We start from the raw sequence: 15,612 nt of genomic DNA, 5'->3' as shown, positions 1-15,612 counted from the left end.
AAATGAGTTGGCGAACAGTTGTAATAACTAGCAGAGCAAAACTGGATTTAAAACTAAACTACATGGTTATAAGAGGGGATGGTATAACTAGAATATTTCTAGGGGAACTATCCACTCTTATAATTGAATCTACAGAAGTTTCAATAACTGCCTGCTTGTTATGTGAATTAGCTAAAAGAAAAGTAAAAGTAATATTTTGTGATGAAAAAAGAAACCCTTGCTTTGAAGCAGTTCCATATAATGGTTCACACGATACAAGTGCAAAGATAAGAAAACAAATAAAATGGGATAAAAAAGCAAAGGATTCTGTATGGACAGATATTGTAACGGAAAAAATAAATCAGCAGATGATATTCTTAAAATATTTAGGATTAGAAGAGTATAGGCTACTTGAAGATTATATTGAAAATATAGAATATCGAGATGAAACAAATAGAGAGGGACATGCATCTAAGGTATACTTTAATGCATTGTTTGGTAAAGGATTTACCAGAAATGATGAATCAACAATAAATGCAGCTCTTAACTATGGATATACGATTTTATTATCTGCTTTTAATAGAGAAATTGTTGCAAGTGGATATCTTACACAAGTTGGAGTATTCCACGATAATATGTTCAACTACTTTAATCTTAGTTCTGATTTAATGGAGCCATTCAGAATCTTAGTAGACAAGGAAGTGTATAAAATGCTGGATGTAAATAAGTTTGAAAAAGATGAGAAAATGAGACTAGTTAATATACTAAATAAAGAGGTAGTGATAGATGGAAAAAGAAACTATGTAAATAATGCTATAAAAATATACTGCAAAAGTGTGTTTGAAGCAATTAACGAAAACGATACATCTCTTATAAAATTTTATCGAGATGAGTTATAGATTTATGAGAAGCATAGTATTTTTTGATCTACCAACAACTACTTCAGCAGATTTAAAAGAATATACTAGGTTTAGAAAATTTCTATTAAAAAGTGGATTTATAATGATGCAAGAGTCTGTTTACAGCAAAATATCACTAAATACAACAGCAGCTAATATTTTATTGGATAATATAAAAAAGAATAGTCCTAAAGATGGTCTTGTTCAAGTTCTTACAGTAACAGAAAAGCAGTATTCTAAAATGGAGATGATTATCGGAGAGAAAAAATCCGATGTATTAGACAGTGATGAAAGGTTGGTAATAATATGAAATTAGTACACCCAGAATTTAATTATCAAATTGAATTTAAAGAAAATATAGTTGACTTAATAGTTATAGAAGATAAAAAAGTTTTTAGAGAGTATATTGGAGAGTTATACTCTCAATGTATGGATTTGAATGATTCTGGAAGATTTGTGTTGAGCAATGAAGAAAAAGAAATTAAGTTATCTAAAAAAGTTGAGATAATTTTAGACTTTTATTCTTTAGACATCAATAATAAGAAAATAATTACAAAGGTGCACAATAAATTAAAAGAAATTTCTACAGAGGAAGATATGTATGTAGAAACAGGGAAGATTAATTCTGAGATAGTTAGATATGTCGATAAAATTGTCGACATATCTGATTATCCTTTGGAATTTTCTATTGATATAGATATTGTAGATCTTTTTAAGATGGCAAATGTAAAATTTTTAAAAGATTATACAAGTGAATTAGATAGAATTTGTGATTATATAAGTGTGGTAAATGAAATTACAGGTAAAGATATTTTTATATTTGTTAATTTTAGAGACTTCTTTAAGTTAGAGGAGTTAGAAGAATTTTATAAGTTTGTAGCGTATAAAAAAATTTTTCTGATAATGATAGAAAATGAGGTAAATGATGTTTGTAACGAGTTTGAAAAAGTATTTGTTTTAGATAAAGATTTATGCGAGATTTATTGATTTTTCAATCTTTTAATGATATATTTTAATTAAGATTATCTAAAGTTACCCATGCTGTGATGGGCGTGTTTCTCGAATTTGAGGTTTGAGATTGATGTAATTTTAGATGAGTATCAAACTCATTAACTTTACTTATTGTCTGAGGATCTGTTTGAGATTGATGTAATTTTAGATGAGTATCAAACCATTTTTTCGAATACATCCATGTATCTATCGTTTGAGATTGATGTAATTTTAGATGAGTATCAAACCCTTTCTTATTTTTAAAACAATGCAAAATGGTTTGAGATTGATGTAATTTTAGATGAGTATCAAACAGAAGAACCTAAAGAATGTGGTGGTAACATGTTTGAGATTGATGTAATTTTAGATGAGTATCAAACGAATAGTTTTCTGTTAGTATCATTCTTTTTGTTTGAGATTGATGTAATTTTAGATGAGTATCAAACAGATGAAGTTACTGTTCAAAAAGGAGATATAGTTTGAGATTGATGTAATTTTAGATGAGTATCAAACTTTATAAACTGGTATAATAAAGATATAATCGTTTGAGATTGATGTAATTTTAGATGAGTATCAAACAGTTGAAAAATTTGATACTATCTGTGTCTGGTTTGAGATTGATGTAATTTTAGATGAGTATCAAACGTTCGTAACTGTAAAAGTTGGAGATGCTTGGTTTGAGATTGATGTAATTTTAGATGAGTATCAAACAGATATATTGATAATGATTTTGTAATCTGTGTTTGAGATTGATGTAATTTTAGATGAGTATCAAACATTTAACTCAACTGCAATACAGAATGCTATGTTTGAGATTGATGTAATTTTAGATGAGTATCAAACTTTGGAGGTGAGCTAGATGAGAGTGAAGATGTTTGAGATTGATGTAATTTTAGATGAGTATCAAACCAAGGAGCGTATGAGCGAATTAAATGGCATGTTTGAGATTGATGTAATTTTAGATGAGTATCAAACTGATGAGCAACTGCATATTAGTTATGTACGGTTTGAGATTGATGTAATTTTAGATGAGTATCAAACTTCACTTATCATTACAGTAGGGTAGCTACTGTTTGAGATTGATGTAATTTTAGATGAGTATCAAACATATAAAGAAGGGGAGAGAGTCAACCGACGGTTTGAGATTGATGTAATTTTAGATGAGTATCAAACTTATTAATTCTTCTATCTTCAAAGGCTTTAGTTTGAGATTGATGTAATTTTAGATGAGTATCAAACTATTTAAACTACAAAGAGTTAGATGTTAGGGTTTGAGATTGATGTAATTTTAGATGAGTATCAAACGCGTCTGTGCTTACTTCAACGCAAGTGTCAGTTTGAGATTGATGTAATTTTAGATGAGTATCAAACATTCTTAAGCACTTTTGGAGAAACAGATTTGTTTGAGATTGATGTAATTTTAGATGAGTATCAAACTGTGTAGATACATTACTGCAAAAACAGTTAGTTTGAGATTGATGTAATTTTAGATGAGTATCAAACTCAAAGTCTTTACCGAAGTTGTTAGTACCTGTTTGAGATTGATGTAATTTTAGATGAGTATCAAACAGATTTTATATAAAGATAGACTAAATTAAAAGTTTGAGATTGATGTAATTTTAGATGAGTATCAAACGACGCAACAAGTGTTATGTATGTTATAGGCGTTTGAGATTGATGTAATTTTAGATGAGTATCAAATGTTCCAATTATTCAACATAAATAAATATTTGTTTGAGATTGATATAATTAGAAAAATTTCAAAAGTACAAAGCATTCTATATCACATAGAATGCTTTTTATAATTTAAAAACTAAACCATATTGACAAAAATACAAACTCCTTCTAACATAAAAATAAACAAACGAAAAACAAGGAGTTGAAATAATGGGATTCCAAACCATAACAGAAGTAATAGAACAAAATATCCAAAACGGAATAAAAAAAACAAACCTAACAACAAAAAAACTAATCCTTCTTGGAATAGCAGCTGGATTTTTCATAGGAATTGGTGCAGAAGCAAGTAGCCTTGCAATGCATGGAATATCAAATGTGGGACTAGCAAGAACTGTAGCTGGAGCAGTGTTCCCAATAGGTCTAATGCTAATCGTCCTACTAGGTGGAGAACTATTCACAGGAAACTGTCTAATATCAATGGCGGTATACGACAAAAAAGCAAAACTAAAAGGAATGATTAGAAACCTAACAATAGTCTATATAAGCAACTTTATCGGAGCAGCTCTAATGGCATGGATGATAAACAACTGTGGCCAGTTAAACTTTAGCGATGGTGGTGCTGGAGCATTTACGATAAAGGTAGCTTTAGGAAAAGTTGGAATAGATCCTATTCAGGCGATAGTTTCAGGAATACTATGCAACGTATTAGTATGTTTGGCAATATTTATGGCAGCTACAGCAAAAGATGTCGCTGGGAAATGTATAGCAATATTCTTCCCAATATTTGTATTCGTAATATCTGGATTTGAGCACTGTGTAGCAAATATGTACTATATTCCAGCAGGAATATTTGCATCTCATAACCCATTATATGCTGCAAAAGCTACAGAATTATATGGAATAACTGCAGAGCAATTATCTGGGTTAAATTTTGGAACTATGTTTTCTAATTTAATACCAGTTACGATAGGAAATATAATCGGAGGAATGGTGTTTGTTGGACTATTATATTGGTATTTATATCGGAAAAAAGAATCGTAGTTTGCATATTATATAAGATTAGTACACTATACAGATAATATAAAAATAATTTTGCTCTTTATCAAAATGATAGAGAGCATTTTTTATTGAGTAGATTATGGAATATTTTGTTTTTATGGAAAAATTTAAATATGCGAACTGTATAAAAATGTTTGTATAATATTATAAAGTAAATAAAAAACATAATAACCACAAAAATACTTTATTAAACAAGAAATTACAAAAAAAGCAAAAAAAGTTACCGCTTGTATAAACATTGCAAACACTACACTTCAAAAAAACGGACAAGCAATTTCAATGCTTACAGTGTGTTTGACGAAAATATATAAATTTGATAACATTTAACATATAAGTTATGAGATGCCCTTTGACGTTGTTAAAGGGAATTTTTTTAGATTTTAAACACTATATATAGTGGTTAGAAAAAATACACATACTATATATAGTTGTTTGAGGGGGAATTATAATGATTGAATTTATAAAAAAGAGAGATGGCAGAACGATACCATTCAATGAAAATAAAATAACTAGAGCTATCTTTCTAGCAGCTTCAGATGTTGCTAAAAAAGAAGGAAAAGCTCCAGATTTTAAAATGGCAGAAGATTTAACACAGGAGGTTATAGCTTTATTAGAAAGAAGATTCGGTGAAGAAGTGCCTAGTGTTGAAGATGTACAGGATGCTGTTGTAAAAGTACTTATAGAAACAGGACACGCTAAGACTAGCGAAGAATATATACTTTATAGAGCGGAAAGAACTAGAGTTAGAAATTCTAAGACTAGACTAATGAAGGCGATAGAAAAGATAACGTTCTCTGATGCGGGTGATGCAGATATAAAAAGAGAAAATGCCAATATAGATGGGAATACAGCAATGGGAACAATGCTACAGTATGGTAGTGCTGTTTCAAAGGAATTCTGCAAAACAAATGTGTTAAAGCCAGAACATGCAATGGCTCACGATTCAGGTGATATACATATACATGATATGGACTTTTTAAATATGGGAACACTTACTTGTTGCCAGATAGATGTTGAAAAATTATTCGAAGGTGGATTTTCAACAGGACATGGGTTCTTAAGAGAGCCAAACGATATAATGAGCTACGGAGCATTAGCAGCAATTGCTATACAGAGCAACCAGAACGATCAGCATGGTGGACAGAGTATACCATTCTTTGATTATGGTTTAGCTGAAGGTGTTCACAAAACATTTAGAAAGTTATATATATCTAACTTAACTAAAGGACTTGTTCTTTTAGATGAATTAGATGATGAGTCAACAAACGAAATTGTAAAAGAGATAGTTTACAATGTAGAAAAAGAAACTAATATAAAAGCAAGCCTTGATATAAATAAAAGTGAAGAATTTACATCTAGGGTGATAGAAAAATTAGCAGCTAAATTCTCTATTACTGTAGTAGAAGCTACTAAAATAGAAAAATTTGCATATAAGGAAGCGTATAAAGAAACTGATAGAAAAACTTATCAGTCAATGGAAGCATTTATACACAACTTAAATACAATGCATTCTAGAGCTGGTGCACAGGTACCATTCTCTAGTATAAACTTTGGTACAGATACTTCTTCAGAAGGTAGAATGGTAAGTAAGAACCTTCTTCTTTCTCAGGAAAAAGGTCTTGGAAATGGAGAAACTCCAATATTCCCAATACTTATATTTAAAGTTAAGGAAGGGGTAAATTTAAATCCAGGAGATCCTAACTACGATTTATTTAAATTATCTTGCAGGGTATCTGCCAAGAGATTATTCCCTAACTTTAGTTTCTTAGACGCACCATTTAATGCTAAATATTATGTTCCAGGAAACCCTGAAACAGAGGCTACTTACATGGGATGCAGAACTAGAGTTATAGGCAATGTTTGTGGGCCAGAAACAGTTAGCGGAAGAGGTAATTTATCATTCACTACTATAAATTTACCAAGATTAGGTATAATACATGGATGTGTAGATGGTTCAAATCCTGATATAGATGGATTCTTTAAAGATCTTGATGAAAAGATAGATTTAGTTATAGATCAGTTATTAGAAAGAATGGAAATACAAGGTAAGAAGAAAATGAAAAACTTCCCATTCCTTATGGGACAGGGAGTTTGGATGGGTTCTGATGAACTTGGTCCAGAAGATGAGTTAGAAGAGGTTATTAAACAGGGTACTTTAACAGTTGGATTTATAGGTTTAGCTGAATGTTTAATAGCACTTATAGGTAAGCATCATGGAGAAGGTGAAGATGCCCAGAAGCTTGGTTTAGCTATTATTTCTCATATGAAAGATAGAATGGACGAGGCTACAGAAAAATACGGACTTAATTTCTCTTTAATAGGTACTCCTGCAGAAGGTTTATCTGGTAGATTTACTGAGATAGATAAGAAAAAATATGGAGAAATAAAAGGTGTTACGGATAAGGAATATTATACAAATTCATTCCATGTGCCAGTTTATTATAAGATAAGTGCATTTGAAAAGATAAATATAGAAGCTCCTTATCATGAGTATACAAATGGTGGACATATTACTTATGTTGAGTTAGACGGGGATCCAACTAATAATTTAGAAGCATTTGAGTCAGTTGTTAGAGCAATGAAGGATGCTGGAATAGGATACGGAAGTATAAACCATCCTGTTGATAGAGACCCAGTTTGTGGATATTCTGGAATAATCAATGGAGATATATGCCCAGCATGTGGACGTAATGAAAAGGATAGCGATATAAAATTTGAAAGAATTAGAAGAATAACTGGATATCTCGTTGGTACTGTTGATAGATTCAACAATGCCAAGAGAGCAGAGGTTAGAGATAGAGTTAAACATATGTAATTTTTTATATGTTTAGGGATTAAAAAAGGAAGTGTAAATTTATGGATATAAGGATAGCTTCAGATGTTACTTTTGATAGCATAGTCGATGGTCCTGGTTTGAGAGCAGTGGTGTGGACACAAGGATGTAAGCATAATTGTATAGGGTGCCATAATCCTCAGACTCACAGTATAATGGGTGGAAAAGTTGTAGATACAGAAGAGATTATAGATAAAATTAAATCTAAAAAGCTTCAGAGTGGGGTGACTCTATCTGGAGGGGAGCCATTTTTACAGCCAGAAGCAGTTGGAGAAATTGCAGTTGCTGTTAAAGGAATGGGTATGAATGTATGGTCTTTTACTGGATTTACATTTGAGCAGCTTATAGATAAAAAGAATAAGAATTATTTTAGTAATTTAAGACTGCTTAATAATATAGATGTTCTTGTAGATGGTAAATTTGAAATAGATAAAAAAGATATTTCTTTAAAATTTAGAGGATCATCTAATCAAAGAATAATAGATGTTCAGAAAAGTTTAAAATGTGGAAAGGTTGTTATACGGGAAGAGTATACAGAAAATTACGTAGACACATTTTTACCAATGGCAAAATAAATTTAAAATATTTGAGTGTAGTAGATATTACTGCACTCTTTTTTTTATAAGTATTGTAAATGCTCATAAATTGAAGTGGATTTTTAATTATAAAAGTAGAATAAATAAGGGTTTAAAGAGATGTTAAAAAGTATAAAAATTATCTGAGAGATAAAAAAATAAAAAAAGTTTTAAAAAAGTGTTGACGATGAAAATAAAAGATGATAATATAATACTTGTCCTTGAGAGAGGGCAGTGAAACAAAATAAAAATGAACTTTGAAAACTGAACAGCAGATATATTTAGTTCGAATAAATAATTCGAACGCCATACAAACCATGCCAGATATTTTGAGATAACATCTGAGCGGATTCAACATTGTAGAAATTTTATTTTGAGAGTTTGATCCTGGCTCAGGATGAACGCTGGCGGCGTGCCTAACACATGCAAGTCGAGCGATTCTCTTCGGAGAAGAGCGGCGGACGGGTGAGTAACGCGTGGGTAACCTGCCCTGTACACACGGATAACATACCGAAAGGTATGCTAATACGGGATAACATATAAGAGTCGCATGACTTTTATATCAAAGATTTTTCGGTACAGGATGGACCCGCGTCTGATTAGCTTGTTGGCGGGGTAACGGCCCACCAAGGCGACGATCAGTAGCCGACCTGAGAGGGTGATCGGCCACATTGGAACTGAGACACGGTCCAAACTCCTACGGGAGGCAGCAGTGGGGAATATTGCACAATGGGCGCAAGCCTGATGCAGCAACGCCGCGTGAGCGATGAAGGCCTTCGGGTCGTAAAGCTCTGTCCTCAAGGAAGATAATGACGGTACTTGAGGAGGAAGCCCCGGCTAACTACGTGCCAGCAGCCGCGGTAATACGTAGGGGGCTAGCGTTATCCGGATTTACTGGGCGTAAAGGGTGCGTAGGCGGTCTTTCAAGTCAGGAGTTAAAGGCTACGGCTCAACCGTAGTAAGCTCCTGATACTGTCTGACTTGAGTGCAGGAGAGGAAAGCGGAATTCCCAGTGTAGCGGTGAAATGCGTAGATATTGGGAGGAACACCAGTAGCGAAGGCGGCTTTCTGGACTGTAACTGACGCTGAGGCACGAAAGCGTGGGGAGCAAACAGGATTAGATACCCTGGTAGTCCACGCTGTAAACGATGAGTACTAGGTGTCGGAGGTTACCCCCTTCGGTGCCGCAGCTAACGCATTAAGTACTCCGCCTGGGGAGTACGCACGCAAGTGTGAAACTCAAAGGAATTGACGGGGACCCGCACAAGTAGCGGAGCATGTGGTTTAATTCGAAGCAACGCGAAGAACCTTACCTAGGCTTGACATCCTTCTGACCGAGGACTAATCTCCTCTTTCCCTCCGGGGACAGAAGTGACAGGTGGTGCATGGTTGTCGTCAGCTCGTGTCGTGAGATGTTGGGTTAAGTCCCGCAACGAGCGCAACCCTTGTCTTTAGTTGCCATCATTTAGTTGGGCACTCTAGAGAGACTGCCAGGGATAACCTGGAGGAAGGTGGGGATGACGTCAAATCATCATGCCCCTTATGCCTAGGGCTACACACGTGCTACAATGGGTGGTACAGAGGGCAGCCAAGCCGTGAGGTGGAGCAAATCCCTTAAAGCCATTCTCAGTTCGGATTGTAGGCTGAAACTCGCCTACATGAAGCTGGAGTTACTAGTAATCGCAGATCAGAATGCTGCGGTGAATGCGTTCCCGGGTCTTGTACACACCGCCCGTCACACCATGGGAGTTGGAGACACCCGAAGCCGACTATCTAACCTTTTGGGAGAAGTCGTCGAAGGTGGAATCAATAACTGGGGTGAAGTCGTAACAAGGTAGCCGTATCGGAAGGTGCGGCTGGATCACCTCCTTTCTAGGGAGAATTATCTGCTGTTCAGTTTTGAAAGTTTATACAAACTTAATATGGGGGTGTAGCTCAGTTGGGAGAGCACTTGCCTTGCAAGCAAGGGGTCAGGAGTTCGAATCTCCTCATCTCCACCATTTGTACTTTGAAAACTACATATATATTATGATATGACATCATTTATTTCCTTAATGTGATAAATAAGGATGATAACCTTATAAAAAAATATCAACTGTAACTGGTCAAGTTATTAAGGGTGCAGGGCGGATGCCTTGGCACCGGGAGCCGATGAAGGACGTGATAAGCTGCGATAAGCTATGGGGAGTTGCACGTAAACTTTGATCCATAGATTTCCGAATGAGGAAACTCACCATGAGTAATGTCATGGTATCTTCGAGTGAATACATAGCTCGTTGAGGGGAACTCGGGGAACTGAAACATCTAAGTACCCGAAGGAAGAGAAAGAAATTCGATTCCGCTAGTAGCGGCGAGCGAACGCGGAACAGCCCAAACCTAAGAAGTTCGCTTCTTAGGGGTTGCGGACATATCATCAGGAAGAGGTTATTACAGACGAAGAGTTTTGGAAAGCTCCGCCACAGAAGGTAACAGCCCTGTAGTCGAAGTGAGAAGACTTCCGATATGATCCAGAGTACCACGGGACACGTGAAACCCCGTGGGAAGCAGGAGGGACCACCCTCCAAGGCTAAATACTACCCGGTGACCGATAGCGCATAGTACCGTGAGGGAAAGGTGAAAAGAACCCCGGGAGGGGAGTGAAATAGAACCTGAAACCCTGTACTTACAAACTGTGGAAGCACATTTCTTGTGTGACCGCGTACTTTTTGTAGAACGGGCCAACGAGTTACGTTATGCAGCAAGGTTAAGTACTTCATGTATGCAGCCGCAGCGAAAGCGAGTTTTAACTGAGCGTTTAGTTGCATGACGTAGACCCGAAACCGGGTGACCTATCCATGAGCAGGTTGAAGCGAAAGTAAAATTTCGTGGAGGACCGAACCCACGAGCGTTGAAAAGCTCGGGGATGACTTGTGGATAGCGGTGAAATTCCAATCGAACCCGGAGATAGCTGGTTCTCCCCGAAATAGCTTTAGGGCTAGCCTCAGATTCAGAGATACGGAGGTAGAGCACTGAATGTCCTAGGGGGTATTGCACCTACCGAAGACTATCAAACTCCGAATGCCGTCATCTTTTATCTGGGAGTCAGACCGTGGGTGATAAGATTCACGGTCGAGAGGGCAACAGCCCAGACCGTCGGCTAAGGTCCCCAAATGTAGGTTAAGTGGTAAAGGATGTGGGATTGCACAGACAACCAGGATGTTGGCTTAGAAGCAGCCACTCATTCAAAGAGTGCGTAATAGCTCACTGGTCGAGTGATCCTGCGCCGAAGATTTCCGGGGCTAAAACCTACTACCGAAGCCACGGCATCATTTATGATGGGTAGGGGAGCTTTCTTTACTGGGCAGAAGCATGACCGTAAGGACATGTGGACTGTAAAGAAGTGAGAATGTTGGCATGAGTAGCGAGATGTGGGTGAGAATCCCACAGGCCGTAAACCCAAGGTTTCCAGGGGAAGGTTCGTCCTCCCTGGGTTAGTCGGGACCTAAGCCGAGGCCGAAAGGCGTAGGTGATGGACAACAGGTTGAAATTCCTGTACCGCCAATAAGCGTTTGAGAAATGGGATGACACAGTAGGACAGGATGAGCGTGCTGTTGGTTATGCACGTCCAAGCACTGAGGCAGTATCCGGAGGCAAATCCACGGATACAATGCTGGGGTGTGACGGGGAGCGAAATTTAGTAGCGAAGCATCTGCATTCACACTGTCGAGAAAAGTCTCTATCGAGTTTAAAGGCGCCCGTACCGCAAACCGACACAGGTGGGTGAGGAGAGTATCCTAAGGCCAGCGAGAGAACTGTTGTTAAGGAACTCGGCAAAATGACCCCGTAACTTAGGGATAAGGGGTGCCATCGAAAGATGGCCGCAGAGAATAGGCCCAAGCGACTGTTTACCAAAAACATAGGTTTCTGCTAAGTCGCAAGACGATGTATAGGAGCTGACGCCTGCCCGGTGCTGGAAGGTTAAGGGGATCTGTTAGAGCAATCGAAGCAGTGAACTTAAGCCCCAGTAAACGGCGGCCGTAACTATAACGGTCCTAAGGTAGCGAAATTCCTTGTCGGGTAAGTTCCGACCCGCACGAAAGGCGTAACGATTTGGGCACTGTCTCAACAACAGACTCGGTGAAATTGTAATTCCGGTGAAGATGCCGGATACCTGCGACAGGACGGAAAGACCCCATGGAGCTTTACTGTAGCTTGGCATTGGGTCTTGGTACTACATGTACAGCATAGGTGGGAGGCTTTGATTCCAGGACGCCAGTTTTGGATGAGCCACCGTTGGGATACCACCCCTGTAGTACTGGGACTCTAACCAGAGGCCTTGAATCAGGTCTTGGGACACTGTCAGGCGGGCAGTTTGACTGGGGCGGTCGCCTCCCAAAAGGTAACGGAGGCGCTCAAAGGTTCTCTCAGCACGGTCGGAAATCGTGCATAGAGTGTAAAGGCATAAGAGAGCTTGATTGCAAGACATACAGGTCGAGCAAGGACGAAAGTCGGACTTAGTGATCCGGTGGTTCTGAGTGGAAGGGCCATCGCTCAACGGATAAAAGCTACCCTGGGGATAACAGGCTTATCTCCCCCAAGAGTCCACATCGACGGGGAGGTTTGGCACCTCGATGTCGGCTCATCACATCCTGGGGCTGTAGTAGGTCCCAAGGGTTGGGCTGTTCGCCCATTAAAGTGGTACGCGAGCTGGGTTCAGAACGTCGTGAGACAGTTCGGTCCCTATCCGTCGCAGGCGTAGGAAATTTGAGAGGATCTGCCCTTAGTACGAGAGGACCGGGGTGGACGTACCGCTGGTGTACCAGTTGTCTCGCCAGAGGCATGGCTGGGTAGCTATGTACGGAACGGATAAGCGCTGAAAGCATCTAAGCGCGAAGCCAGCCTCAAGATAAGATTTCCCATTCCTCGGAAGTAAGACCCCATGAAGACTACGTGGTTGATAGGTCGGAGGTGGAAGTGCAGTAATGTATGCAGCTTACCGATACTAATAGGTCGAGGACTTGACCAAGAAAATATTTGGTAATTTGATTAATATGTATGTAGTTTTCAGAGTACAATCTCTGAAAATAAAGATTATGTGGTTATTATAGAAGAGAGGATACACCTGTTCCCATTCCGAACACAGAAGTTAAGCTCTCTATCGCTGATGGTACTTGGGGCGAAGGCCCCTGGGAGAGTAGGACGTAGCCACGTAATCTTTTTTTTTACAAAAAATTAAATGAGGAAAAATCTATGAATAAAAATAATAATGTACTTTTTATAAATGATGGACTAAATAGGATATTAGAAGAAAATGTAGTATCATTTCATATGCCAGGACATAAAAACGGAAAAATTTACAATAAATTAAAATATACTAATATTTTAGAGAACCTTTATAAGACAGATACTACAGAAATTCCAGGAACGGATAATTTACATTCACCAGAGGATATAATAAAAAACAGTATACTAAAGGCTCAGAGAGTATTTAATAGTGGAAAGACATATTATTTAATAAACGGTAGTACTTGTGGGATTGAAGCTGCTATAATGGCAGTTTGCTCACCTAAAGATAAATTAATTCTTAGCAGAGATTCTCATCAGTCTGCGGTAAATGGATGTATATTGGGAGATATAACTCCTATATATATAAAATCACAAATAGACAAATATACAAACATTCAAAGAGGAAATCTACTTGAGGATGTAAAAAGTTCAATCTCTGAAAATAAAGATGCAAGAGCTATTTTATTAACTTATCCAACATATTATGGAATAACATTTGAACTTGAAGAAATGATAAAATACGCTCACGATAATGGATTAATAGTTATTATAGATGAAGCACATGGAGCACACTTGGGACTTAGTGAAAAGCTTCCTAGAACAGCTCTAGAATGTGGTGCAGATATAGTTATACAGAGTACGCATAAAACACTACCTGCATTTACACAGTCATCTATGATGCATATATCAGAAGAGGCTATAGAAACTCAAAGAGTAGACAATGATAGAATAGAAAAAATGCTTAAAATGACGGAAACATCAAGTCCATCATATATACTTATGCAATCTTTAGAAATTGCTGTAGATATATATGAAAAGTATGGGAAAGAATTGATGGAAGAGCTTATAGATAATATAAATAAATTTAAACTAAGAATTGAAAAAATAAGTGAAGATATACACAGAGAGTGTACAAATAAATTAGAAAATAAAAACCTAGAGTTTTTTAATATATATAATGAAGATGATCTTACAAAAGTATTTATATCTAGCTTAGAAGTTGGATTAACAGGTTACGAATTTGAGGAAATACTTAGAAAAGAACATAATATACAAGTCGAGTTATCAAACTACTCTGGAGCGCTTATGATAACTACTATAGGAAATGAAAAAGAAGACTTTGAAAAACTTGAAAAAGCACTTGTAGAAATATATAAAAAATCTCTATTAGAAGAACGTAAAAAGATAGAGCCTGTTGACTATCCTTATGAGATTATTCCACAAATGTCACTAACTCCAAGAGAGGCCTTCTATTCAAGAAAGAAGAAAAATGTTAAAATAGAAGATGCAATTGGAATGATATGTGGAGAAAATATAGTCCCATATCCACCGGGAGTATGCATGATTGCTGCGGGAGAAATAATCCCTAAAGAAATAATGAATTACTTAAAATATTGTAAACAAAAGGGTATGGAAATTACAGGTGTAAAAGATTCTAATTTTGAATATATCCAAGTTATAGACAGTATTTAATAAGTAATAAGTACTTTTATTATCATTAAAAAAGTACGTTCATTATTAAGTTTTTATAAACTTTCAAAAAGCAGGCTCCTAATAAAAAGATGGAGATGCTAGAAATGAAAGGAAAACTAATAATAATAGAAAGTGGTTCTGATGCTAGTGGAAAGGCTACACAGTCTGAAGAACTTTTAAAAAAATTAACTGCAGATGGATATAACGTTAGAAAAGTAGAGTATCCAAACTACAAATCTGAATCATCTACACTTGTAAAAATGTATTTAAGAGGTGATTTTGGGAAAAATGCCGATGATGTTGATGCATATATAGCTTCTACATTCTTTACAGCAGATAGATATGCCTCATTCAAGACTGAATGGGAGGATTTTTACAATGCTGGTGGAATAGTAATTGCAGATAGATACACAACATCTAATATGGTTCATCAGGCTTCTAAAATGGAAATAAATGAACGAGATAAGTATTTAGATTGGTTAGAGGATTACGAATATAACCTATTCAAAATTCCTAGACCTGATGAGGTTATTTTCCTAAATGTTCCAGTAGATTATAGCATAAAGCTTATGGAAAATAGAAAGAATAAATTTACAGGCGAAGAAGAAAAAGATATACACGAAAGTGATAAAAATTATCTTAGAAAAACATATAAAAACTCTCTTTATATAGCAGATAAATACAACTGGAAAAGAGTAGAGTGTGTAGAAAATAATAAGCTTAGAACTATAGAAGATATAAGCGATGAGATATATGAGATAGTTAAAAAATCATTATAAATATAATGCAATGTGTAAATAAAAGTATGTAGGTAAAAGTATATATGAAAATATGTATTATACATGAAAAACATATTATAAAT

8 protein-coding genes, 1 tRNA gene, 3 rRNA genes and 1 CRISPR repeat array are annotated in these 15,612 nt (G+C 36.4%); all 12 genes read left to right on the top strand.

Annotation, left to right across the window (positions count from 1 at the left end; translation table 11 throughout):
• Nucleotides 1–2: 2 nt before the first annotated feature.
• The 12 genes from cas1 (at nucleotide 3) to ACK2WO_RS01420 (ending at nucleotide 15,529) form a co-directional block, all read left to right on the top strand.
• Entirely contained in the window at nucleotides 3–878 is an 876-nt protein-coding gene (gene cas1 / locus ACK2WO_RS01475; RefSeq protein WP_414698199.1) for a type II CRISPR-associated endonuclease Cas1, read from the top strand.
• 4 nt (nucleotides 879–882) lie between these two features.
• On the top strand, nucleotides 883–1,188 hold the full coding sequence (cas2, locus tag ACK2WO_RS01470) for a CRISPR-associated endonuclease Cas2 (RefSeq protein WP_201416593.1): 306 nt from the start codon (nucleotides 883–885) through the stop codon (nucleotides 1,186–1,188).
• Nucleotides 1,185–1,865 carry a type II-A CRISPR-associated protein Csn2 gene (gene csn2 / locus ACK2WO_RS01465; protein ID WP_414698198.1) on the top strand — a complete coding sequence of 227 codons (681 nt, stop codon included), beginning with the start codon at nucleotides 1,185–1,187 and terminating at the stop codon, nucleotides 1,863–1,865. Before cas2 ends, csn2 begins: the two co-directional genes overlap by 4 nt.
• A gap of 83 nt (nucleotides 1,866–1,948) precedes the next feature.
• Nucleotides 1,949–3,570: a CRISPR direct-repeat array (repeat unit 36 nt; unit sequence GTTTGAGATTGATGTAATTTTAGATGAGTATCAAAC).
• Nucleotides 3,571–3,755: 185 nt separating this feature from the next.
• Complete coding sequence (locus ACK2WO_RS01460; RefSeq protein ID WP_414698197.1) at nucleotides 3,756–4,586, top strand: formate/nitrite transporter family protein; 831 nt, start codon at nucleotides 3,756–3,758, stop codon at nucleotides 4,584–4,586.
• Between the two features lie 466 nt (nucleotides 4,587–5,052).
• Complete coding sequence (locus ACK2WO_RS01455) at nucleotides 5,053–7,419, top strand: anaerobic ribonucleoside triphosphate reductase (protein WP_414698196.1); 2,367 nt, start codon at nucleotides 5,053–5,055, stop codon at nucleotides 7,417–7,419.
• Nucleotides 7,420–7,460: 41 nt separating this feature from the next.
• Nucleotides 7,461–8,012: an anaerobic ribonucleoside-triphosphate reductase activating protein gene (gene nrdG, locus ACK2WO_RS01450; protein WP_414698195.1), complete on the top strand. Its 552-nt coding sequence runs from the start codon at nucleotides 7,461–7,463 to the stop codon at nucleotides 8,010–8,012.
• A 369-nt stretch (nucleotides 8,013–8,381) separates the two neighbouring features.
• Nucleotides 8,382–9,884: ribosomal RNA gene (locus tag ACK2WO_RS01445) — 16S ribosomal RNA — on the top strand.
• 52 nt (nucleotides 9,885–9,936) lie between these two features.
• Nucleotides 9,937–10,012, top strand: a tRNA-Ala gene (locus tag ACK2WO_RS01440).
• A 103-nt stretch (nucleotides 10,013–10,115) separates the two neighbouring features.
• Nucleotides 10,116–13,017, top strand: a 23S ribosomal RNA gene (locus tag ACK2WO_RS01435).
• Between the two features lie 68 nt (nucleotides 13,018–13,085).
• Nucleotides 13,086–13,202: ribosomal RNA gene (rrf, locus tag ACK2WO_RS01430) — 5S ribosomal RNA — on the top strand.
• Together the 16S, 23S and 5S rRNA genes with 1 tRNA gene alongside form the textbook arrangement of a ribosomal RNA operon.
• 39 nt (nucleotides 13,203–13,241) lie before the next feature.
• A complete protein-coding gene (locus ACK2WO_RS01425) occupies nucleotides 13,242–14,750 on the top strand; it encodes an aminotransferase class I/II-fold pyridoxal phosphate-dependent enzyme (protein WP_414698194.1) in 1,509 nt (502 codons plus the stop codon).
• 104 nt (nucleotides 14,751–14,854) lie between these two features.
• A complete protein-coding gene (locus ACK2WO_RS01420; protein WP_414698193.1) occupies nucleotides 14,855–15,529 on the top strand; it encodes a dTMP kinase in 675 nt (224 codons plus the stop codon).
• Nucleotides 15,530–15,612 lie beyond the last annotated feature (83 nt).

The sequence above is a fragment of the Peptacetobacter sp. AB845 genome, assembly GCF_047528295.1.
Taxonomy (GTDB): domain Bacteria; phylum Bacillota; class Clostridia; order Peptostreptococcales; family Peptostreptococcaceae; genus Peptacetobacter.
The sequence above is the reverse complement of the archived record's forward strand: the minus strand, read 5'-3'. Positions and strand labels throughout refer to the sequence as shown.